Below are 21,235 nucleotides of genomic sequence, written 5' to 3'. Positions count from 1 at the left end.
GCATGGCGTGGGTCTACTGGCACGCCGGGCCACGCCCGGCGGGCTCATTCAACGCGCCAACCACCGGCGCGCCATGCGCTGCATGGACTCGTCCGACTCCGGGTCGGCCGCGACTTCGGTCACCGGCCGCCAGGCCAGGTCCAGCGATTCCTCGCTGAGTACGAAGGCCTCGCCACCCAGCGCCCGCATCACGAAACGCACGTCGTAGTGCCAGTGCCCCGGCACGCCCTTGCGCTCTGGAATCCAGTGCTTGTCGATGTCGAAGATGGCCGGGTCTTCCAGCACCAGGCCGCTCAGGCCGGACTCCTCCTCGGCTTCCTTCAGCGCTACCTGGGCCAGGTCGCGGTCGCCGTCGGCATGGCCGCCCAGCTGCAGCCAGCGCTGCAGCTTGCGGTGATGGGTCAGCAGCAGGCGCTGGCCGTCGGCGCTGACCAGCCAGCAGCTGGCGGTAAAGTGCCCGGCCAGCCGTTCGCGGCGGAACGGATCTTCCGGATCGTCCAACAATATGCCGAATTCGGCAGCCAGTGCGTCGTGGGCGGGCTCACGGCGGGCGTAGTCCCGCAGCAGGCCGCGCAGGCGATCGTCAAGCACGGCAAGGGTTTCGGCGGTCTGGCGCATGAATGGGGGAGGTCTGGAAAAATACTGCTCATTATCGCCGTTCATTGTTGCGATTGCGCTTGTGCGTTGGCTTCAGCTTTGGCTAAGGTACAGCGGGCCGTTCGCGCGGCCTTCACCATTCCAGGGTTGCCGGCAACGTATCGGCGTCCCACCCCATCCGATCACTAGGAAGTACTGCATGCTGAAAGCTCTGTTGAGGGTCAAGCCGGTCCAGCCGGCCGGGCACGTCGATGCCGGCGAACCCATCGAAGGCAGCCTGGACGGCGAAGCCACGTTGAAACGGACCCTCACGGCTAAACACCTCATCCTGCTGGGCGTGGGTGCGGTGATCGGCGCTGGTATCTTCGTGCTGACCGGCCAGGCCGCGGCCAATCACGCCGGCCCGGCAGTGATGCTGTCGTTCGTGATCGCCGGTTTCGCCTGCGCCCTGGCGGGCCTGTGCTACGCCGAGTTCGCGGCGATGATGCCGGTTTCTGGCAGTGCCTACTCCTATTCCTACGCCACCCTCGGCGAAGGCATGGCCTGGTTCATCGGCTGGTGCCTGGTGCTGGAATACCTGTTCGCCTCGGCCTCGGTCGCGGTGGGCTGGTCGGCGTACCTGATCAGCTTCATCACCACCACGCTGCACATGCCGTTCCCGGACCTGCTCAGCGCCGCGCCCATCGCCTGGACCGGCAGCGAGTTCGTCTCCTCCGGCAAGCTGTTCAATCTGCCGGCGGTGCTGATCGTGGCGGCGGTGTCCGGCCTGCTGTACGTGGGCGTGACCCAGTCGGCCTTCGTCAACGCGATCATCGTGGCGATCAAGGTCACCGTCATCTGCCTGTTCATCGGTATCGGCGCGGCCCACATCGACCCGGCCAACTGGCAGCCGTTCATTCCGGAAAACACCGGCGTGCCGGGTGAGTTCGGCTGGAGCGGCATCTTCCGCGCCGCCACCATCGTGTTCTTCGCCTACATCGGCTTCGACGCGGTCTCCACCGCCGCCGGCGAGACCAAGGATCCGCAGCGCAACATGCCGATCGGCCTGCTTGGCTCGCTGGCGGTGTGCACCATCGTCTACATCATCGTCTGCGCAGTGCTGACCGGCATGATGCCGTACCACCTGCTGGGCACCGACAAGCCGGTCGCCACTGCGCTGGAGCCGTACCCGACCCTGTCCTGGCTGAAGACGTTCGTTGAGATCGGTGCCATCGCCGGCCTGTCCTCGGTGGTGCTGGTGATGATGATGGGACAGACCCGCATCGCCTACACCATCTCGCGCGACGGCCTGCTGCCCAAGCTCTTCGGCAAGGTCCACGCCCGCTTCCGCACGCCCTATGTCGCCACGATCGTGGTCGGCGTCATTGCCGCCGCACTGGCCGGCCTGGTGCCGCTGAACGTGCTGGGCGAGCTGGTCTCGATGGGCACTCTGCTGGCCTTCGCCACGGTCTGCATCGGCGTGCTGGTGCTGCGCTATACCAAGCCGGAGATCCATCGCCCGTTCCGCGTGCCGGTGGTGTGGATCATCTGCCCGCTGGGCGCGGCTACCTGCCTGTTCCTGTTCTGGCAGGCGTTCGTGGTCCATTGGCACCTGTTCGTCGGCTGGACCGTGCTGGGCATGCTGATCTACCTGGGCTACGGCATCCGTAACAGCAAGCTGGCCAAGTCGCCCTGATCCCCCTACGGGCCGGCCCTGCGCCGGCCCGTCCGTTTTCCCCTGCGCCGCCTCGAACGGCGCTTCGACAAGACCGACATACATGTTCAAGCAACTGTGGGCCACCAAGCACCCGCATGCCGCCCATGAAGACGCCAACGGCCTGAGCCTGCGCCGCCACCTCGGCCCCTGGGGCCTGACCGCCCTCGGCATCGGCGCGGTGATCGGCGGCGGCATCTTCGTCATCACCGGCCAAGCCGCCGCCAACCACGCCGGCCCGGCGATCATGCTGTCGTTCGTGCTGGCCGCGATCTGCTGCGCCTTCTGCGCGCTGGCCTACGCCGAGTTCGCCTCGATGGTGCCGGTTTCCGGCAGTGCCTACACCTATACCTATGCGACCTTCGGCGAGCTCTCGGCCTGGTTCATCGGCTGGATGCTGGTGCTGGAATACGGTGTGTCCGCCTCGGCGGTCGCGGTCAGCTGGACCGGCTACTTCCTCAGCCTGCTCAGCCAGTTCGACATCCATTTGCCGGCGGCCCTGGTCAGTGCACCACTGGACGCGCAGCTGCGCCCGACCGGCGCGATTGCCAACCTGCCTGCGGCTGGGCTGGTGCTGCTGCTGACCTGGCTGTGCTACGTCGGTATCAGCAAATCCTCGGCGATGAACATGGCCATGGTCGTGCTCAAGACGGGCCTGATCGTGCTGGTCATCGTGGTCGGCTGGAAGTACGTGGATACCAGCAACTGGACGCCGTTCATCCCCGCCAACGAAGGCCCCGGCAAGTACGGCATGGAAGGCGTGCTGCGCGGTGCGGCGATGGTGTTTTTCGCCTACATCGGCTTCGAGGCGGTGTCGGTGGCGGCGCAGGAATCGAAGAACCCGCAGCGTGACATGCCGATTGGCATGATGCTGTCGCTGGTGGTCTGCACCGTGCTGTACATCGCGATGGCCGCGGTGATGACCGGCCTGGTGCCGTACCAACTGCTCGGTACCGATGAGCCGGTGGTGACTGCGGTGGCCGCGCATCCGCAGCTGGGCTGGCTGCGCTGGGTGGTCGAGGTCGGCGCACTGGTCGGCCTGTCCTCGGTGGTACTGGTGATGATCATCGGCCAGCCGCGCATCTTCATGATCATGGGCCGCGATGGCCTGCTGCCGCCAGTGTTCACCAAGATCCACCCGAAGTACCGCACCCCGCACATCAACACCGTGATCACCGGCATCGGCATCGCGCTGCTGGCGGCGCTGTTCCCGCTGGACATCCTCGGTGAACTGACCTCGATGGGTACGCTGATCGCGTTCGCCGCGGTGTGTGCCGGCGTGCTGATCCTGCGCCGCACCCAGCCCGACCTTCCGCGCCCGTTCCGCATGCCGATGGCCTGGCTGATCTGCAGCCTGGGCGTACTCAGCTGCCTGGCGCTGCTGTCGGCGATGACGATGCACAACTGGATGTTGATGGGCGTGTGGACGTTCGTCGGTTTCGTGATCTATTTCTGCTACGGGTTCAGGCACAGCCGTTTGCGGGGCAAGTGAAGTTTTGCGGTGCAGGGCCTGCGGCCCTGCACCCGCCGGAGCAACGGCAAGAGCGGGTGGGTTGGTTTGGCGGGGAGGCATGGGTACGCGGGGGACGCCGCAAGTACGTCCATGTAGGCTTGGCAGCCGCATCCATGCGGCTGACACCCCCGCGAACCCATGCCTCCCCACCCCTGACAGTCTCCCGGCGTGTCCGGTAGATCCACGCCATGCGTGGATATCACCTGCACCGTGAATGTGCCGGCTATCGGATGAGAATCACCTACGACCAAACCAGATGGTCTTCTGTATCCAACCTGTGTGTGCGCCACAGCAGTGGCTCTGGTTCACGTCCAGGGCGCCGCACTCGATTTCCGGCCGCTGACTTGTACTTTCCATCCACGTCGTACGTGTTCTTGTCCTGCTCCCTGCACGTCTCCAGCCTCTACGCCTGAAAGGTCCGCAGAGCCACGTCATTCTTTGCTGGCCACTGTTGCCTGGACTCCGTTGAGCAGCAACCGGTCGAGCAGCTGTCGTCCGCTGCGCCGGCCCCGCCTAGCGGCGATTGAACCAGATGAGCTGCTGCTGCCAGCCGGCACCGGCCATGCAGGCATTGAACTCGCTGCTGCGGTCGGACGCGTTGACGTCCACGATGTAACTCTCATCTTTAGGCATCGGCACCATGTTGTACTTGCCGTCAATGGCGCAGACTTCATCAAGCCTGCAAGGCACCTTGCGGTCTTCGTAGACAGTGCGCGTGGCCACTTCATTCCTGACCGGCCAATGATCGTCGGCCTGCGCCTTGCAACTCGAATGGGCGGGGCCGAATGACCGCGCACCCGCATCCATCTTCACCCACTCCATCGTGCAACCACTGCTGGCAAGCATGATGCCAATCACCCCCATCATCCCCATCGCGCGCGCGATCATCGAAGTACTCCTTTCCTTGGCGCTCGCCGAATTTCTGCGGCACTCCGATGATGTTTCGCAGCAAGAGAGCTGTCCACGACCGGAATCGCTTCCAGCGGGCGCGCCGCCCTCCCCATTCAGCCAGCGCTGTGCTTGCCTCGATCCAACCCCTGCGCGCCGCCTGCCAGCACACCGCTTCGCGCTGCCGACGCAGCAGGCAGGCGGTCGCCGCGCGGGCCCAGCATCGGGCCGGATCACGTAAAATGCCGTCCATGGACACCACCACCTTCCCCTACGACTCCGCCCGCCTGGGCGAACTGGCCCAGCTGCTGATCGACAACGTCCGCGAACTGGCCCAGGCCGGCTGGACCCCGGCCACCAGCAGCAACTTCTCCCACCGCCTGGACGACCGCCACGCCGCGATCACCGTCTCGGGCAAGGACAAGGGCCGGCTGATCGAGGACGACATCATGGTCGTGGACTTCGACGGCCTGGCTGTCGGTCGCCCGCTGCGCCCCTCCGCCGAGACCCTGCTGCACACCCAGCTGTACCGTCGCTTTCCGGAAATCGGCTGCGTGCTGCATACCCATTCGCCGGTGCAGACCATCGCCTCGCGCCTGTACGCGCCGCAGGGCCACATCCGCCTGGAGGGCTACGAGCTGCTGAAAGCCTTCGCGGGCAACAGCACCCACGAGATGGCCATCGACGTACCTGTGTTCGCCAACACCCAGGACATGAACGTGCTTTCGAAGCAGGTCGATGACCTGCTCGACCGCCAGAACCTGTGGGGTTACCTGATCGATGGCCACGGCCTGTATGCCTGGGGCCGTGACATGGCCGAGGCCCGCCGCCACCTGGAAGCCTTCGAATTCCTGTTCCACTGCGAGCTGGAACTGCGCAGGCTGCGCGGCTGAACCCGCGCGCAGGTGCAGATGCCGATCCGGAATCTGCGCCCCGCCCCCGCCCTGCTACCCTGTCTTCCCCCCGAGACGTTCAAGCTGCCGCCATGAGCCGACTGCGCATCTACGACGACACCCGCCCCGAATCGCCGCTGCTGGACACCCAGGACGGCGCGATCATCACTGCCGAACTGCAGAAGATCGGCGTCACCTTCGAGCGCTGGCAGGCCACCGCACCGGTTGCGCCGGGCGCCAGCCAGGAGGAAGTGTTCGCTGCCTACCGTGCCGACATCGACCGCCTGGTGGCTGAACGCGGCTTCAAGAGCGTGGACGTAGCCTCGATCGCCCCGGACAACCCCAACCGCGCCGAGCTGCGGAAGAAGTTCCTTGACGAGCACTTCCACAAGGAAGACGAGGTGCGCTTCTTCGTCGCAGGCTCCGGCCTGTTCACCTTGCACGTAGGCGATAAGGTCTATGAGATCGAGTGCGTGAAGGACGATCTGATCGCGGTGCCCGATGGCACCACCCACTGGTTCGACATGGGCGATGAGCCCAGCTTCGTGGCGATCCGCTTCTTCACCGAGCCGGATGGCTGGGTCGGTCACTTCACCGGTACCGACATTGCGCAGAAATTCCCCCGTTACGTACCTACCCAGGCGTCCTGATCCATGCAGCCCCGCGTCATCCTGACCGACATCGAAGGCACCACCAGCAGTATCTCGTTCGTCAAGAACGTGCTGTTCCCCTATGCCCGCAAGGCCTTGCCGGCATTCGTCGCCGAGCATGGCCAGCAGCCGGAAGTCCGCCGCTGGCTGGATGCGGTGGCTGCCGAGATCGGCGGCGCCTGCCAGGACAGCCTGGTCGCCGAGACGCTGCAGGGCTGGATCGACCAGGACCGCAAGCACACTGCACTGAAGGCACTGCAGGGCCTGATCTGGGACGAAGGCTACCGTCGTGGCGATTACACCGCGCACTTCTACCCGGAAGTGGCGCCGGTGCTGAAGGGTTGGCATGCCGCCGGCCTGCCGCTGTACGTGTACTCCTCCGGTTCGGTGCCGGCGCAGAAGCTGTTCTTCGGTTTCAGCGATGCCGGTGACCTCAGCCCGCTGGTGTCGGGCTGGTTCGATACCGAGATCGGCGGCAAGCGCGAAGCCGACAGCTACCGCCGAATCGTGCAGGCGATCGGCGTGCCGGCCGGCGAAATCCTGTTCCTGTCCGATGTAGTAGAGGAATTGGACGCCGCCCGCGAAGCCGGGCTGCAGACACGCCTGATCGATCGCCTGGATGATTACCCGATGCCGCGCATCGGCCAGGCCGCCAACGGCCATGAGCGGGTTGAGAATTTCCAGCAGATCCAGCTGTAACAAAAAGGTAGATGCCAACCTTCGTTGGCACCTACCAGAGCAGGACGCTCTGCCCTCAACGGTCGTTGAGGGTCTTTACCTTCATCGCGTCGCGCAGGGTGGTCAGGTCCACTGGGCCACGCACTGCGATATCGCGGGTTTCGCCCGGCAGCAGGTCCAGCAGGTTGTCTTCGACCTGCACATCCAGCGCCCCGAAATCGATCCACGCCGCGCGCACGTAAGCCGCGCTTTCCAGCCGCAGTCGATAGTGGTCGCCTTCGATGGACACGGTGGCCTTGAGCTTCTGCCGCGGCAGCACCTGGTCCTTGGCTTCGACGAATCCGACAACCTGGCGGGCACTCACCGCCCCGTTCTGCAGCAGCTCGAACACCGCCACCGTGCGCTTCGGATCGGCACCGGCCAGCAGCTCTGCATCGCGGAAATCACCGATTGGTGTAACACCCGTCGCCGTCAGCGTCACCGCGTCCTCGCGACGGCGCAGCACCTTGCCGTCCACATCCATCACCCGCAACCGCCAACGTGCATCCTGCGCGGCACCATCATTGATCAGGCGCACCCGCGTGCTGCCCTCGTCGCGCAGCGCCGCCAGCGTCACCGGCGCGAAGAATCGCCGTGCAGCGAAATGCAGCGCCTTCCAGCGGCCGAAGTAGTCCACGCTCGACCATGAAGCACCCGGCCAGACATCGTTGAGCTGCCAGTACAACGAGCCCATCGTGTACGGGCGCGAGGCACGGTGATGCAGCGCGGCCAGGGCGATGCCATCGGCCTGCATCACCTGGCTCAGGTAGACGAAGTCCTCGAAGTCCTTCGGCATGCCGTAGCCCAGTTCGACGTAATGCAGCAGGCGGCTGTTGCCCTCGCCGGCCATGAATTTCTGGTGTGCGCGGATCACCGGGCTGTCGATGCGCTGCTCGGCGCGGGTGGCGATCTGGTCCACCGTCGCCACCGAAGGCCACGCCTGCAGGCCGTACTCGGACATGAAGCGCGGGGTCTCGCGCAGGTAGGCCTGCACCGGCAGCGCCGGATTGCCCCAGACCTGCCAGTAGTGCTTGTCGCCGCGGGTGGAGTCGTTGGCCTTTTCATCCAGATCGTTGCTGGGCGAACTGGACCAGTACGGCACGCCCAGCCCTTCCTCGCCCACTACCGCGCGCAGATCGTTGCCAAACAGATCGACATAGCCCTGCCAGACCTTCGCCGCGAACGCCGGATCGGCTGCCTTCAGGTCGCGGCCGTGGCCCCAGTCCTTCCAGGCGGTTTCCTCTTCGTTGTTGCCACACCACAGCACGATGCTGGGGTGATGCCGCAGGCGCCGCACGTTGTCGCGCGCCTCGGCGACCACGTTGGCGCGGAACGCCGGATCGTAACCGGGCTGCATGCCGCCGCCGAACATGAAGTCCTGCCAGACCAGCAGGCCCAGCTCGTCGGCGATGTCGAAGAACGCGTCGTCCTCGTAGTAGCCGCCGCCCCAGTTGCGCAGCATGTTCATGTTGGCGTCGCGCGCGGCCACCAGCACCTGGCGCAGGCGCGCGGCGTCGACGCGTGCGGGGAAGGCATCAAACGGAATGACGTTGGCACCCTTTGCGAAGATCTCCACGCCGTTGATGACGAAAGCGAAGCCCTGCCCTCCATTGCCGTCTTTCTCGCGGCGCAGCTCAACCGTGCGCAGGCCGATGCGCTGCTCGCGCACCAGCGCTGCATCGGTGCCATCATCCAGGCGGGCCTGCACGGTGTAGCGGTCCTGTGCACCGTGGCCGACCGGCCACCAGCGCTGCGGCTTGACCAGTTCGACCGGTACTTCGACAGCGTTCTGGCCGGGCTTCAGCAACACCGTGCGCTGCACCTGGGCCACGCTGCGGCCCAGTGGATCGCGCACATCGACATTGAGCACCGCGGAACCGGCCGCTGCGCCCTGCTCCACCTGCAGCAGCACCGCCAGCTTCGCCTGCTCCGCGTTCAATGCATCGGTGCGCACGGCCAGATCGGTCAGGCGGTGCGCGTCCCAGGCCTGCAGTTCGACTCCGCGCCACACGCCGGCGGTGACATAGCGCGGGCCCCAGTCCCAGCCGAAGTGGTAAGCCGGCTTGCGCGCGAAGTTGCCGACCATCGCGTCCTTCGGCTCGTCGCCATACGGCGACGGGTAGTTGCCGGCGATCTTGTGCGGCATTGCCTGCACGCCCGGCAACAGCGTGCGGATCGGCGAACGGAACACGATCTGCAGTTCATTGTCTTTCGCTCGCAGGCGGCCTTCGACCCGGGCGCGCCATGTGCGGTGTGCGTTGTCCGCGCGCAGCAGCGGCTTGCCGTTGAGCTCGACCTCGGCGTAGGTATCCAGGCCGTCGAAGCGCAGTTCGGCATTGGGCTTGGCCAGCGTCGCGGCATCCACGTCGAAGCGCGCACGGTATTCCCAGTCCGCCAGGCCGATCCATTGCAGTTCGCCTTCGGCGGCACCGACATACGGGTCGCGGATCAGCGCATGGGCCAGCAGATCGGTGTGCACGCTGCCGGGCACGTGGGCCGCACGCCACTGCTGCAGGCCCGGGTGAGCGGCGCCCTGCGCATCGCCAGGCGACATGCGGAATTCCCAGCGCGCCTGCAACGGGGCCGCCAGCGCAGGGAACACGGCGGCTGCAAACAGCAGCAGGAGCAGACGGACAACGAGGGGAAGGCGATGCACGGGATGCTCCTGTGTTTCCGCCGGGCAGGGCCCGGCGCTACCTGCAGATCCGATTCAGGGTAGCGGCGGGCCCTGCCCGGCGTACCAACCTCAACGCACGACGTTCAACACTTCGTAGCACGCGCCCATGGTGTGGTAATCCACCTTGCCGGCCGGGCTCTTCTCGTCGCTGTACTTGCGGTTGTCGGCATCCAGGATGCGGTACCAGGCGCCGTACTGGTGGTCGACGAAGTGTTCCCACGAGTAGGCCCAGATGCGCTCGTACCACTGCCAGTAGCGGTCATCGCCGGTGCGCTTGGCCATCAGCGCGGCCGTAGCCAGCGTTTCCGCCTGCACCCAGAAGTACTTGTCATCGTCGCAGACGAAGCTGTCGCCGCCGATCGGGGCGCCGTCCATGCCCGGCTGCCGGCGCGTTTCCGGCGCGAAGCCGTAATACAGGCCACCGCGGGCGTCATCCCAGCTGCGCGCCACCGCCACGTCAAACAGGTGCTGCGCGGTCGGCACCAGCCAGTCGGCCTGCACGTGGCGATCGAGGATCAGCAGCAGCTTGGCCCACTCGGTCTGATGGCCGGGCTGGAAGCCCCACGGGCGGAACAGGTGCTTGGGGTCGTCCAGGTTGTAGTCCCAGTCGATCTCCCAGTTGGAATCGTAGTGCTCCCAGACCAGGCCGCCGGCCTTGGCGGCCTGGCGGCGGGTCATGTTGTCGGCCAGCTGCAGCGCGCGCTCCACGTAGCGCTTCTCGCCGCTGGCCTCGAACGCGGCCAGCATCGCCTCGCACATGTGCATGTTGGCGTTCTGGCCACGGTAGCCGGTGAAGTTCCACTGGCCGTCGGCTTCGTCCTTGTACAGGCCGTGCTGCGGATCCCAGAAGCGCGCGTCCAGAAGCTGCCAGGTCTCGTCCATCCATGCGCGGGCCTGCTCGAGGCCGGCCTTCAGCGCGCAGCTGTAGGCCAGCAGCACGAACGCCACGCCGTAGCAGTGGTTCATGTCGTCCTCGACCTTGCCGTCGCGCAGGGTCCAGGCATAGCCACCGGTAACCGGATTGCGATGCATCTCGCGCAGGTAACGTACACCGTGCTCGACCGCGTCGCGGTACTCGGCGTTGCCGAATTCGCGGTAGGCCATCGCGTAGTTGAAGACGAAACGGGTGCTGCTCACCAGGTGGCGGTGGCTGGCATCGTAGATGCTGCCGTCATCCCGGAAGTAGTGGAAGAAGCCACCGTTCGGGTCGATGCAGCGCGGGTGGTAGAACGCCATCGTGTCGGCGATATGCGCACGCAGGAACGCGGGCGAACGGAAATCGGGCGAGGTGCTCATGCGGTAATGTCCTGGGCCTGCAGCAGCTGCTGCACTTCATCGAGCGAGGGCATCGCGGCGAACGCGCCCTTGCGGGTAACAGCCAGCGCGCCGACCGCGGCGCCGAAGCGCAGCGTGGCGGTGATCGCCTCCGGGTCCTGGCAGAACCCGGCAAAGCCTGCGCCCGCCCCGCCTCGCTCCAGCAGTCCGACCAGCACGCCACCGACGAAGGCATCGCCAGCGGCCGTGGTATCGACGGTGGCTACGCGGAAGCTGGTCACCGTGCCGTGGTTGTCGCGCGTGTACCAGTGCAGCGTGGCCGCACCATCGGTAACGATGACCCAGCGTGCCTGCGCGGCCAGCAGGCGCTTCAGTACCACTGCCTCACCATCGGCACCCAGCGGTGCCGCCAGGTAGTCCAGCTCCTCGCGCGACAGCTTGACCAGGTCGGCACGCTGCAGCGCCTGCCACAGGCGCGGCGTCGGATCTTCGTTGGCCGGCCACAGTGCCGGGCGCAGGTTGAGGTCCAGGCTGACCACCGCACCGGCGGCACGGGCGCGCTCCATGCCGGCGAAGGTCGCCTCGGCGATGGACGGCTCGGTCAGGCTGTTGGAGCACACGTGGAAGCACTGCGCGCTGTCGAAGCACCCGGCCTGGAAGTCGCTGTCACGGAACAGCAGGTCGGCGGCCGGCGGCCGGTAGAAACTGAAGCTGCGCTCGCCGCTGGCATCCAGCGCGACGAAGGCCAGTGCGGTCTTGGCCGCATCGGTACGCACGATGTAATCCGTGCCTACGCCGTGTTCGACCAGGCTCTCGGCCAGGAAGTCACCGAACATGTCGTGGCCGAGCATGCCGACGAACTGGGTCTTCGCACCCAGCCGCGCTGCCGCCACCGCAACGTTGGCCGGCGCCCCGCCGGCGTACTGCAGGAACGCGCGCGGCGTGTCGGCCGAGGCCGGCGGCTGCGCTAGTAGATCGATCAAAATTTCGCCGAAGCAAACGATGGGACCCATTCCGGACTCAGCCTCCCTGCGTTGCGGAAGCCGGCGTACGTGCGCCGACCAGTCCGTAGAAAATGATGTAGCCGTAGCACAGCAGCGGCAGGATGAAGCTGGCCTGCACACCGATGTGGTCGGCCAGCACGCCCTGCAGGTACGGCACCACGGCACCGCCGACGATGGCCATGATCAGCAGGCTGGAGCCCTTGTTGGTCAGCGGGCCCAGGCGCTCGATGCTCAGCGCGAAGATGGTCGGGAACATGATCGAATTGAACAGGCCGATCGCCACCACCGAGTACAGCGCGATGTTGCCGGAGGTCAGCATCGTCGTGACCAGCAGTGCCACGTTGACCAGCGCGAAGATCGCCAGCAGGCGGCTGGGCGAGAAGCGCGCCAGCAGCGCCGAGCCGGCGAAGCGGCCGATCATTGCCATCGTCCAGTAGGCCGACACGTAGTGGGTGGCCTCCTGTTCGCTGAAGCCACCGATGTTGGGCATCGACAGGTAGTTGACCAGGAAGCTGCCGATCGATACTTCGGCACCGACGTAGAAGAAGATGCCCAGCACGCCCAGCAGCAGGTGGCGCTTGCGCAGCGCATCCAGGTAGCTGTGGTGGTGACCCTGGTCGGCCTGTTCAGTGGCGTCGCTCAGTGCCGGCAGGCGGAACAGGAACACGAACAGCGCCAGCAGCACCAGCGCCACGGCCAGGCCCACGTACGGACCCTGCACGGCCTGCGCCTCGGCGGCACGGTAGGCCAGCTGCTCGGCGGCCGGCAGCGCCGCGATGTCGTCAGCGCTCTTGACCGTGTTGGACAGGATCAGCATGCCGCCGAAGATCGGGGCGATGGCCGTGCCCAGCGAGTTCAGCGCCTGCGCCAGGGTCAGGCGGCTGGAGCTGGTCTGCTCCGGGCCCAGCAACGCGACGTAAGGATTGGCAGCGACCTGCAGCACGGTAATGCCGGTGGCCAGCACGAACAGTGCGCCGAGGAAGGCGCCATACACGCGCAGTTCCGCCGCCGGCCAGAAGCCCAGCGCGCCGATGCCGGCGATCACCAGGCCGGCCACGATGCCCTTCTTGTAACCCAGCGCCGCCACCAGCCGACCGGCCGGCAGCGACATCAGGAAATAGGTGCCGAAGAAGGTGAACTGCACCAGCATCGCCTTGGCGTAGTTCAGCTCGAACACCGCTTTCAAATGCGGGATCAGGATGTCATTGAGGCAGGTCAGGAAGCCCCACATGAAGAAGATCGTGGTGACCACGGCCAGCGCCTTGCCGTTGGTGACGGCAGGTGCGTTGCCCGAAGAACCCGATGGACGGGGCGTTGCGGAGATCGGCATGCGGTACGCGCCTCGATGCGCGGAAGGTCGTTGTTGCGTGGAAGGGGTACGTGGAAGGAATCAGTTCGGTCGTGCGGCACTGCTTTCGCGGATGCGCAACTGCACCGGCGCCACCGTGCGCCGTGCTGGCGCGTCCGGTTCGTCCAATCGTTGCAGCAACAGCGCGGCAGCCTGCCGGCCCCGCTCGCGCGGATCGGCAGTGAGCGTGGTCAACGGTGGCACCGCCACCGCAGCTTCGGAAATGTCATCGAAACCGGTAACGGCAAAATCACCGCCAGGGCGGATGCCGCGTGAATTCAAGCCCAGCATCAGGCCCAGCGCGACGGTGTCGTTGTAGCAGACCGCTGCACTTGGGCGATGGCCATCGGCAAACAGCTCATCGGTGCGCGCGGCGGCTTCCAGCCGGTTCGGTGCCGACTCGATCATCCAGCCCGGCGGCAGCGACAGGCCGGCCTCGGCCAGCGCCTGCTGGAAACCTGCGCGGCGCTGATGGCAGGAGCTCGATGCCGCGTGGCCGCCGAAGAAGGCAATCTGGCGATGGCCACGCTCGATCAGGTGGCGCGTGGCCAGATAGGCGCCGTGCTGGTTGTCCAGGGTCAGGAAGTCCCAGTCGGCGCCGTCCAGTTCGCGATTGAACAGCAGCACGTTGGCGTTGGCACCCAGTACCTGGCGCAGCTGCGCGGTGTCGCTGCCCTCGGCCGGTGACAGGATCAAGCCGGCGGGGGTGTGCTCCATCAGCGTTGACAGCACCGCCTGCTGCCGCTCGGGAGATTCGCCGGTGCTGCCCAGCAATGTTACGTAGCCGCGCCCGCCCAACGCCTCGTCCACGCCGGACGCAAATTCGGCGAAGAACGGGTTGGACAGATCATTGATCACCAGCGCGATGCTCGACGAGGTGCGCCGGCGCAGGTTGGCGGCCGCACGGTTGTAGACATAGCGCTGGCGACGCAGCTCGGCCTCGACCTTGGCCCGGGTATCGACATTGACCAGTGGGCTGCCACGCAGCACCAGCGACACGGTCGCCCGTGACACACCGATGGCACGCGCGATGTCGGTCACCGTCACCGCCTTGCCAGCGCGCTTGCTGGAACTGCTGCCGTTGTCGTTCATCGTTTTCCCCGACTCCGCTGAAGGCTCAAGCCTAATGGATCACGGCCGTGTCGTGCCGTGCCGTTCGCTGGGTCACCGCGAACGGCACAGTCCGGCTCAGCGCAGCTGGCTGCCCGGCGCCGCGCACCAGGATACTGGCAGGTCCTTCACCGCCGTACCCCAGCCCTGCTCCGGCGCCGTGTCGTCAAGCGCGAAGTGCAGGCGCGGACCCTGCTGCAGGCGGTCCCAATCCATCCACACCGGCGCGTGCGCCTGGCCATCGACCTGTACGCCCTGCACGTACTGCAGGCGGCGACCGTCGGCGCCCGGCGCGTCAATGCGCAGGGTGCGACCGTTGCCCATGTCCACTTCTACCTTGGCAAAGCGCGGCGTGTGCAGCAGGAGCTGGCCGCTGCCCGGCACCGCCGGGTACATGCCGATCGCACTGAACAGGTACCAGGCCGACATCGTGCCGAGGTCATCGTTGCCGGTCACGCCGTTGGGGGCATTGGTGAACAGCTGCTGCGCGGCACGCACCACGGCGGCGGTCTTCCACGGCTGGCCGATCAGCGTGTACAGCCACGGCGAGTGCAGGTCCGGCTCGTTGTTGGGGTTGTAGCGGAACTGGTTGTAGTAGCTGTACGGCCCGACCACCCACTCCTTGCGGGCGGCGTTGAGCGGGTCGGCCTGCAGCACATCCATTGCAAAGAAGGCATCGAGGCGGCGGCCGGCCTGCACGCGACCATCCATTGCTTCGACCAGGCCCGGCACATCCTGCTGCGCCAGCCACTGGTACTGCCAGGCGGTACCTTCGTGGAAGCCATGGTGCGAACGCGGGCTGTAGTGCCCATCGGCCGGGGTGTACCACTGGCCGTCCTCGGTGCGCGGGCGCGGGAAACCGGTGAAGCCGGTCTCGGCATCGCGCACCTGCGGGTCCCACACCTTGCGCCAGTTGCGGCCGCGCTCACGCAGCGTCGCCGCATCCTGCGCATGGCCAAGGCCATCGGCCATCTGCGAGAGCGCGCAGTCGGCCAGTGCGTATTCCAGCGTCGCCGAGCCACCATGGTGCGGGTCGACATCCATGCCCTTGGACGGGAACGCGCGGTCGTAGACCACGTAGCCCTTGTCCAGGTAGGTCGGGTTGCCGGAGCGGCCGGCCATCCGCGAGTTCAGCGGCGGCGTGCCGAAGGCATTGCGGCGCAGCGCGTCCCAGGCCTGCGATTCACGGCCCTTGAGCGCGCCGAAGCGCCACAGGTCGACCATGAACGGGGTGACCGGGTCGCCGGTCATGATGTTGGTCTCAAAGTTGGCATAGCCCCAGCGCGGCAGCCAACCGCCCTGCTCGTCGATCGCCAGCAGTGTGCGGCCGATATCGCGCGCCACGTCCGGACGGGTCAGTGCCAGCCACTGGTTCTGCGCGCGGTAGGTATCCCACAGCGAGAAGTACTCGTAGTAGGTCCAGCCGTCGGCGCGATGGATGCCATCGTCGTAGCCGCGGTAGCGGCCGTCGGCATCGTTGCCGGTCATCGGTTGCAGCAGCGCGTGGTAGACCGCGCTGTAGAACACGGCGCGGTCATCGGCGTTGCCACCCTGCACGCGGACCCGGCCCAACTGCTCGCGCCAGGACTGCTGGGACAACGTGCGCATGCGGTCGAAACCGAGCAGCGCGCCGCCCTGCATGCCCTCGGCACGCAGGTTGGTGCGCGCGCCTTCAGCGTCCACGTGCGAGATCGCGCTGACCGCCGTCACCGACTGGCCCTTGGCCAGGTCGAAGCTGAGCCAGGCACCGTTCGGCTTCTGCTCGCCTTCCATGCTGTGGCGCGCACCCGGCAGGCCACCGCCCTCGCCCCAGGTGCCGTGCGCCTTGAACGGGCGGTCGAATTCGATGCGGAACCAGGTGGTGTACTGATGCCCACCGCAGAAACTCTTGGTGACCAGCTTGCCTTCGACCACGCGGTCACCGACCACGTCGACCACACTGCCGATCACCGAATGGCGCTCGTTGGCCTGGCCGACATTGACCAGCACGTGGCCCTCGCCACTGCGCTGGCTGAAGGTGTAGCGCTCGGCGGCGGCACGGGTGCGCGCGGTCGCCTCGGCGTCGATGCCGCCGTAGCTGGTCAGGCGCACCTTGTAATAGCCGGCCTGGCCAATCTCGCCGTCATGGGTGTAGTTCGATGCGTAGGCCTTGTGATCGAACTGCTTGGCGTTGCCGGTGTCGAAATCGCCGCCCGGGCCGATCGAGCCGGTCACCGGCAGCACCGAAACCTGACCGCCCTGCTCCCAGCAACCGGCGCCGGAGATGAACGAGTGGCCGAAACCGCGGATCTTCTCGTCGTCGTAGCGCCAGCCGGAATAGTGGCTGCCGATCGGGCTGACCTGGATCAGGCCGAACGGTGCCGACGCGCCCGGGAAGGTGTTGCCGTCGTCCTTGCTGCCGATGAAGGTGTTGACCTCGCGCTCCAGGGCAGCCGGTGCTGCCTGCAGCAGCATCGGTGTGGCCGAAAGCGCCAGCAGAAAGGCCAGGCGCGCCAGCGGACGCGAGGTCGATGGGACGGCGGGAGCGGACGGCACTGGACGCATGTCGGGTTCCTGTAGTCGATGACGCGGAGGCAGACGGCCGGGATCGTTCGGCACCGTTCCGCTGAGTCCCGCCGTGACCGGCAGGGAGCTCCCCCTGGAATGACGCCCGACCCGTGCGGTCGTGAATTTAGATCGATTCAAGTAGAGCATGCAGGTTCAGCCGAATGCATTCTGCGGCGCAGCATGAGATGGGGGGTTCGGCAGGGCTGCGCCCTGCACCTGCTACGAGCTGGAGCAACAGCAACAGCAGAAGCCGGTTGCTATGGGGAGTCGGGGTGGGTCCGGTTGCGGGGGACGCCGTAAACCCGTCCTGGGGGCTTGGCCGCGGCATCCATGCCGCGGACACCCCCGCAACCGGACCCACCCCGCCTTCGACAGATTCTCGCGATCTGCAACGGATCCACGCCATGCGTGGATGAATCTGTGACAGATAACGCAATCAATCGCGGGTCAGATCCGTTTTCCAAAGGGAAACGGATCTGACCCCATGCCGTTACCCCATGCCGTACCCAGAACCCATCCAACCGTCACCGGGAAACTGTCGAAGGCGGGGCGGTGTCGGATTGCGGGGTGTCCGCGGCATGGATGCCGCGGCCAAGCCCCCAAGGATGGGTTTACGGCGTCCCCGCCATCCGACACCGCCCCGCCAAACCACAGACAACCCAGGGCCGCTTTGGCTTTGGCTTTGGCTTTGGCTTTGGCTTTGGCTTTGGCTTTGGCTTTGGCTTTGGCTTTGGCTTTGGCTTTGGCTCTGGCCGTTGCCCTAGCTTCAAGCAGGTGCAGGGCGCAGCCCTGCCGCCCCGCCCTCGCCCTCTGCGCACGAAAACGATTTCACTGTTTTCAGCAAACCGTCATCCCTTCGCCACGCCAGTACCATATTGCGCAGCAGCATGCACCCAAAGGCGACCCGTGCTAAAAAACGCCCGCCCATCGCTTAGATCGATCCAAGAGCGACACTGCGATGGCCGGGAGTTGGGGAAGCAGCAACAGGACGTACCAGGCCACACGCGCGGTGCCACTGCCACTGCATGGCGACGACCGCATAATCACTTCAAATTAGATCGATTCAAGTTGTCCGTGCCACGTCACCGGATCAATCCAGGAGAGAGGGAGAGATGGGAATGAAGCATTCAACACGTACGCATGGCCAGGACGCATTGTCGCTGGCCGTCGCGCTGGCCTTGGCCGCCGCCGTCGTTCCGGCCGGCGCCGCCGCGCAGCAGGCAACCACCAGCGGCTCGCAGGACGCCACCAACCTGGACAGCGTCCAGGTCACCGGCTACCGCTACGCCATCGAAAAGAGCCTTGAGCAGAAGCGCGACGCCAACGCCGTTGTCGAAGTGATCACCGCTGAGGACGTCGGCAAGTTCCCCGACAAGAACGTGGCCGACGCACTGCAGCGCGTACCCGGCGTGGTCATCACCCGCAGCGGCGGCGAAGGCAAGAGTGTCAGCGTGCGCGGCCTTGCGCCGGACCTGACCCTGACCCAGTTGAATGGCAACTACGTGGCCACGTCGGAAACCAACGACGAAGCCACCCGTTCGTTCAACTACACCCTGCTGCCGTCGAACATGCTGTCCAGCGCCGAGCTGTTCAAGTCGCCGGAAGCACGCATCGACGAAGGCGGCATCGGCGGCACGGTCATCCTGCACACCCGTCGTCCGCTGGACATGGAGTCCAACTCGGGCTTCGTCACGCTCGAGGGCACCTCCTCCGATACCCACCACGATATCGACCCGCAGGCCTCGGCCCTGTATTCGTGGCACAGCAAGGATGAGCGTTTCGGCGTGCTGGTCGGCGTGACCCAGCAGAAGCGCACCACCCGTACCATGGAAGCCAGCACCGAGGACTACCAGTGGTACGGCGCCGGCAAGGCACGCGACGCCTATGGCAACGTGCAGCAGCAGGATGGCATCCATTACTGGTGGGGCAAGTCCGGTTTCAACAACCAGACCGGCGGCAACTACAGCGACTTCTTCATGCCGACCTCGGTGAACTTCGCGGTGAAGGAAGAAAAGCGCGAGCGCAAGGGCGGCCAGCTGACCTTCCAGTTCAAGCCGGTCGACAACGTCACGATGACGGCCAACTACTTCCGCTTCGAGCTGCAGGGTGACTACACCCAGAACATGCTGAAGATTCCGGAATGGAGCATGGCGCGCTACAACCAGGACGGCAACTGGGCTGGTGGGCGCCTGCTCAATGGCCTGGACTTCGATGCCAGCGGCAACACCGTCACCGGCGCCCAGTTCGAAAAGCTGGCTGGAAAGACCTACTACTGCAGCGAAGACCAGGCCAAGGCCGCCGGCCTCAAGCCCGGCGGCTGGGGCCCGGATGACTGCACGATTCCGACGCCGCAGCTGACCGGTGGCTACAGCAAGGAAAAGGCACTGTCGCAGACTGCCGACCTGACCATCGACTGGGACATCAGCCCGCTGTGGAAGGCCTCGTTCACCGGTGGCCGCACCTGGTCTGAAGGTGGTCCGTCGATGAACTTCCGCATGTCGGCCAAGCCGCGCCGCAAGGTCGGCAACGATTACCTGTCCGGTAACCAGTACAGCGCATGGGACCTGACTGGCACGCCGTCTGCCACCTTCTCGCCCGACCTGCAGCAGCAGCTGATGAACGGCATCGCCGAAGTCGACACCGGCTCGACCGATTCGTCGTGGAAGCGCACCGAGGTCAAGCAGAACTACTTCCAGGCCGACGTGACCAAGCTCTTTGAGTCGGGCTGGCTGGATTCGATCCAGTTCGGTGCCAAGTACCGTGATGGCAAGGTCCACCGCAACACGGGCAATACCTACTGGGTGTGCCCCGGCCGTGACCCGGCCGACTATGACAACAGCCGCTACCAGAGTGGCTGCGATCCGACTGCCGGCGATGCGCAGCCCGGCTTCTTCCTGTCCAATCCAATCAGCAACATTGCCGGTGGCTTCAATGCCAACGTGTTCCCGGGCATCAACTACCCGGCGTACATCGACTATCTGAACAAGACCTATGGTGGTTCGCACAACCGTACCGAGGAAGACTTCGTCTACAACGTCAACGAGAAGATCTACTCCGGCTACTTCCAGGCCAACTTCCGCACCGAGCGCGTGCGCGGCAATGTCGGCGTGCGCGTGGTGCGCACCAAGCAGTTCGCGCAGTCTTCCGACTCGATCGAGAAGTTCAACGACTACTTCCTGGACAACGCGTCTGGCGCGCCGATGGCGTGCACCGACCCGGCCGCTGCGGCCTACCCGACCTACAGCTGCGAGAGTGGCTTCGTTCGCCTGCCGCATGACCTGGCGCAGAGCAAGACCTACAGCCTGATCGGCGTGGACCGCACCTACACCGACGTGCTGCCGAGCTTCAACATCGCCTGGGACATCACCGACACGCTGGTGCTGCGTGGTGCCGCATCGAAGGTGATCGCCCGCCCCGGCTACACCGACATCGCCGCGCCCGGCGCACTGAGCTATTACAGCGAAGAGTATGTCAATGACCGCCGCGTTGCCGGTGGCGCATCAACGGCCGGCTGGGTTGGCCAGGGCAGCAACAAGCAGCTGGAACCGTTCAAGGCCACCCAGTTCGACCTGGGCCTGGAGTGGTACTTCCAGCCGGGCGCGGTCGCCGGCGTCAGCCTGTTCCGCAAGAACGTGGACAACTTCACGCTGCCGGTGGTGCGCGACACGCCCATGGTCATCAACGGTGAAGCGGTGAACGTGCAGCGCTACGAAACCCAGGCCAATGGTCGCGATGGCGTGTCGCAGGGCGTCGAGCTGTACGGCCAGTACACCTTCGATTTCGGCTTCGGCGTGCAGGCCAACTACACCTACAACGACACCAACCTGGCTTCGATTGTTCTGGACGGCCAGGAAATCGGCTCCTCGCCGCTGGTCGGCAGCGCCAAGAACCAGGCCAACGTGACGGTCTTCTATGAGAACGAGAAGTTCCTCGCCCGCGCCTCGTTCAACCGTCGCGGCCAGGTGGTCGGTGGGCTCAACAATGGCCTCACCGTCTACACCGAGCCGTACGACCAGCTGGACCTGAACGTTGCCTATAACCTGACCCCGGACTGGACCCTGACCGCCTCGGTGATCAATGCCACCAAGTCCGAGCAGCGCGTACACCTGGGAAGCGACACCAAGGCACGCCTGATCTCCAACACCTACGCAGGCCGCCAGCTGTACTTCGGCGCCACCTGGAAGTTCTAAGGCACTAGGGGTTGCCTGGGCCCTCCCCGGCGCAACCCTCGCCCCGCCCCGGTGGGGACCTTCCTCCACGGCAGCCACGCTGGTACAGGTGGCTGCCGTTTCCATTGGTGCGTCGTCATTCAGTCCAGCGCTT

General features: G+C 65.8%; 13 protein-coding genes and 1 pseudogene. 6 read left to right on the top strand and 8 right to left on the bottom strand.

Features of this window, described 5'->3' with window-relative positions; genetic code table 11:
* Positions 1-48 precede the first annotated feature (48 nt).
* Positions 49-663, bottom strand: coding sequence for an NUDIX hydrolase (locus QZ853_RS13405; protein ID WP_295574055.1), 615 nt, complete (start codon positions 661-663; stop codon positions 49-51).
* Positions 664-796: 133 nt separating this feature from the next.
* Between QZ853_RS13405 and QZ853_RS13400 the strand changes: the two genes are divergently transcribed.
* Both QZ853_RS13400 and QZ853_RS13395 read left to right on the top strand, forming a co-directional pair.
* Positions 797-2,272 carry an amino acid permease gene (locus QZ853_RS13400; RefSeq protein ID WP_295574052.1) on the top strand — a complete coding sequence of 492 codons (1,476 nt, stop codon included), beginning with the start codon at positions 797-799 and terminating at the stop codon, positions 2,270-2,272.
* A gap of 82 nt (positions 2,273-2,354) precedes the next feature.
* On the top strand, positions 2,355-3,782 hold the full coding sequence (locus QZ853_RS13395) for an amino acid permease (protein ID WP_295574049.1): 1,428 nt from the start codon (positions 2,355-2,357) through the stop codon (positions 3,780-3,782).
* 534 nt (positions 3,783-4,316) lie between these two features.
* Here the strand turns inward: QZ853_RS13395 and QZ853_RS13390 are convergent.
* The gene (locus QZ853_RS13390) at positions 4,317-4,691 is read right to left on the bottom strand and encodes a hypothetical protein (protein ID WP_286075755.1); all 375 of its coding nucleotides are present in this window, start codon (positions 4,689-4,691) and stop codon (positions 4,317-4,319) included.
* Positions 4,692-4,942: 251 nt separating this feature from the next.
* Here QZ853_RS13390 and QZ853_RS13385 point away from each other — a divergent pair, with 251 nt between their 5' ends.
* The 3 genes from QZ853_RS13385 to mtnC all read left to right on the top strand — a co-directional run bounded on the left by QZ853_RS13385 (position 4,943) and on the right by mtnC (position 6,933).
* Positions 4,943-5,584 (top strand): methylthioribulose 1-phosphate dehydratase, encoded by a 642-nt coding sequence (locus QZ853_RS13385; protein ID WP_295574044.1) that lies wholly within the window; start codon positions 4,943-4,945, stop codon positions 5,582-5,584.
* Positions 5,585-5,676: 92 nt separating this feature from the next.
* Positions 5,677-6,234 carry an acireductone dioxygenase gene (locus QZ853_RS13380; RefSeq protein ID WP_295574042.1) on the top strand — a complete coding sequence of 186 codons (558 nt, stop codon included), beginning with the start codon at positions 5,677-5,679 and terminating at the stop codon, positions 6,232-6,234.
* 3 nt (positions 6,235-6,237) lie between these two features.
* Positions 6,238-6,933, top strand: coding sequence for an acireductone synthase (gene mtnC, locus QZ853_RS13375; RefSeq protein ID WP_295574039.1), 696 nt, complete (start codon positions 6,238-6,240; stop codon positions 6,931-6,933).
* Between the two features lie 55 nt (positions 6,934-6,988).
* On the opposite strand, the gene QZ853_RS13370 is transcribed toward mtnC, so the two are convergent.
* The 6 genes and pseudogenes from QZ853_RS13370 to QZ853_RS13345 all read right to left on the bottom strand — a co-directional run.
* Positions 6,989-9,607 carry a glycoside hydrolase family 2 protein gene (locus QZ853_RS13370; RefSeq protein ID WP_295574036.1) on the bottom strand — a complete coding sequence of 873 codons (2,619 nt, stop codon included), beginning with the start codon at positions 9,605-9,607 and terminating at the stop codon, positions 6,989-6,991.
* A 90-nt stretch (positions 9,608-9,697) separates the two neighbouring features.
* Positions 9,698-10,924, bottom strand: a complete 1,227-nt coding sequence (locus QZ853_RS13365) for an AGE family epimerase/isomerase (RefSeq protein ID WP_295574033.1) — start codon at positions 10,922-10,924, stop codon at positions 9,698-9,700.
* Entirely contained in the window at positions 10,921-11,916 is a 996-nt protein-coding gene (locus tag QZ853_RS13360; RefSeq protein ID WP_295574031.1) for a carbohydrate kinase, read from the bottom strand. The genes QZ853_RS13365 and QZ853_RS13360 overlap by 4 nt, the downstream gene beginning before the upstream one ends.
* A gap of 7 nt (positions 11,917-11,923) precedes the next feature.
* Complete coding sequence (gene fucP / locus QZ853_RS13355) at positions 11,924-13,237, bottom strand: L-fucose:H+ symporter permease (protein ID WP_049464304.1); 1,314 nt, start codon at positions 13,235-13,237, stop codon at positions 11,924-11,926.
* A gap of 60 nt (positions 13,238-13,297) precedes the next feature.
* Positions 13,298-14,347: a LacI family DNA-binding transcriptional regulator gene (locus QZ853_RS13350; RefSeq protein ID WP_295574028.1), complete on the bottom strand. Its 1,050-nt coding sequence runs from the start codon at positions 14,345-14,347 to the stop codon at positions 13,298-13,300.
* 96 nt (positions 14,348-14,443) lie between these two features.
* A pseudogene (locus tag QZ853_RS13345) lies at positions 14,444-16,783 on the bottom strand (GH92 family glycosyl hydrolase); the annotation flags it as partial.
* 1,241 nt (positions 16,784-18,024) lie between these two features.
* On the opposite strand from QZ853_RS13345, the gene QZ853_RS13340 reads away from it, so the two are divergent.
* Entirely contained in the window at positions 18,025-21,102 is a 3,078-nt protein-coding gene (locus QZ853_RS13340) for a TonB-dependent receptor (protein ID WP_295574025.1), read from the top strand.
* Positions 21,103-21,235: the final 133 nt, after the last annotated feature.

It is taken from the genome of uncultured Stenotrophomonas sp. (assembly GCF_913778665.1).
Classification (GTDB): domain Bacteria; phylum Pseudomonadota; class Gammaproteobacteria; order Xanthomonadales; family Xanthomonadaceae; genus Stenotrophomonas.
The sequence above is the reverse complement of the archived record's forward strand: the minus strand, read 5'-3'. Positions and strand labels throughout refer to the sequence as shown.

Coding starts and splice junctions, on each gene's coding strand:
- QZ853_RS13405 (WP_295574055.1), bottom strand. CDS start 663: ATGAACGGCGATAATGAGCAGTATTTTTCCAGACCTCCCCCATTCATG.
- QZ853_RS13400 (WP_295574052.1), top strand. CDS start 797: ATGCTGAAAGCTCTGTTGAGGGTCAAGCCGGTCCAGCCGGCCGGGCAC.
- QZ853_RS13395 (WP_295574049.1), top strand. CDS start 2,355: ATGTTCAAGCAACTGTGGGCCACCAAGCACCCGCATGCCGCCCATGAA.
- QZ853_RS13390 (WP_286075755.1), bottom strand. CDS start 4,691: ATGATCGCGCGCGCGATGGGGATGATGGGGGTGATTGGCATCATGCTT.
- QZ853_RS13385 (WP_295574044.1), top strand. CDS start 4,943: ATGGACACCACCACCTTCCCCTACGACTCCGCCCGCCTGGGCGAACTG.
- QZ853_RS13380 (WP_295574042.1), top strand. CDS start 5,677: ATGAGCCGACTGCGCATCTACGACGACACCCGCCCCGAATCGCCGCTG.
- mtnC (WP_295574039.1), top strand. CDS start 6,238: ATGCAGCCCCGCGTCATCCTGACCGACATCGAAGGCACCACCAGCAGT.
- QZ853_RS13365 (WP_295574033.1), bottom strand. CDS start 10,924: ATGAGCACCTCGCCCGATTTCCGTTCGCCCGCGTTCCTGCGTGCGCAT.
- QZ853_RS13360 (WP_295574031.1), bottom strand. CDS start 11,916: ATGGGTCCCATCGTTTGCTTCGGCGAAATTTTGATCGATCTACTAGCG.
- fucP (WP_049464304.1), bottom strand. CDS start 13,237: ATGCCGATCTCCGCAACGCCCCGTCCATCGGGTTCTTCGGGCAACGCA.
- QZ853_RS13350 (WP_295574028.1), bottom strand. CDS start 14,347: ATGAACGACAACGGCAGCAGTTCCAGCAAGCGCGCTGGCAAGGCGGTG.
- QZ853_RS13340 (WP_295574025.1), top strand. CDS start 18,025: ATGGGAATGAAGCATTCAACACGTACGCATGGCCAGGACGCATTGTCG.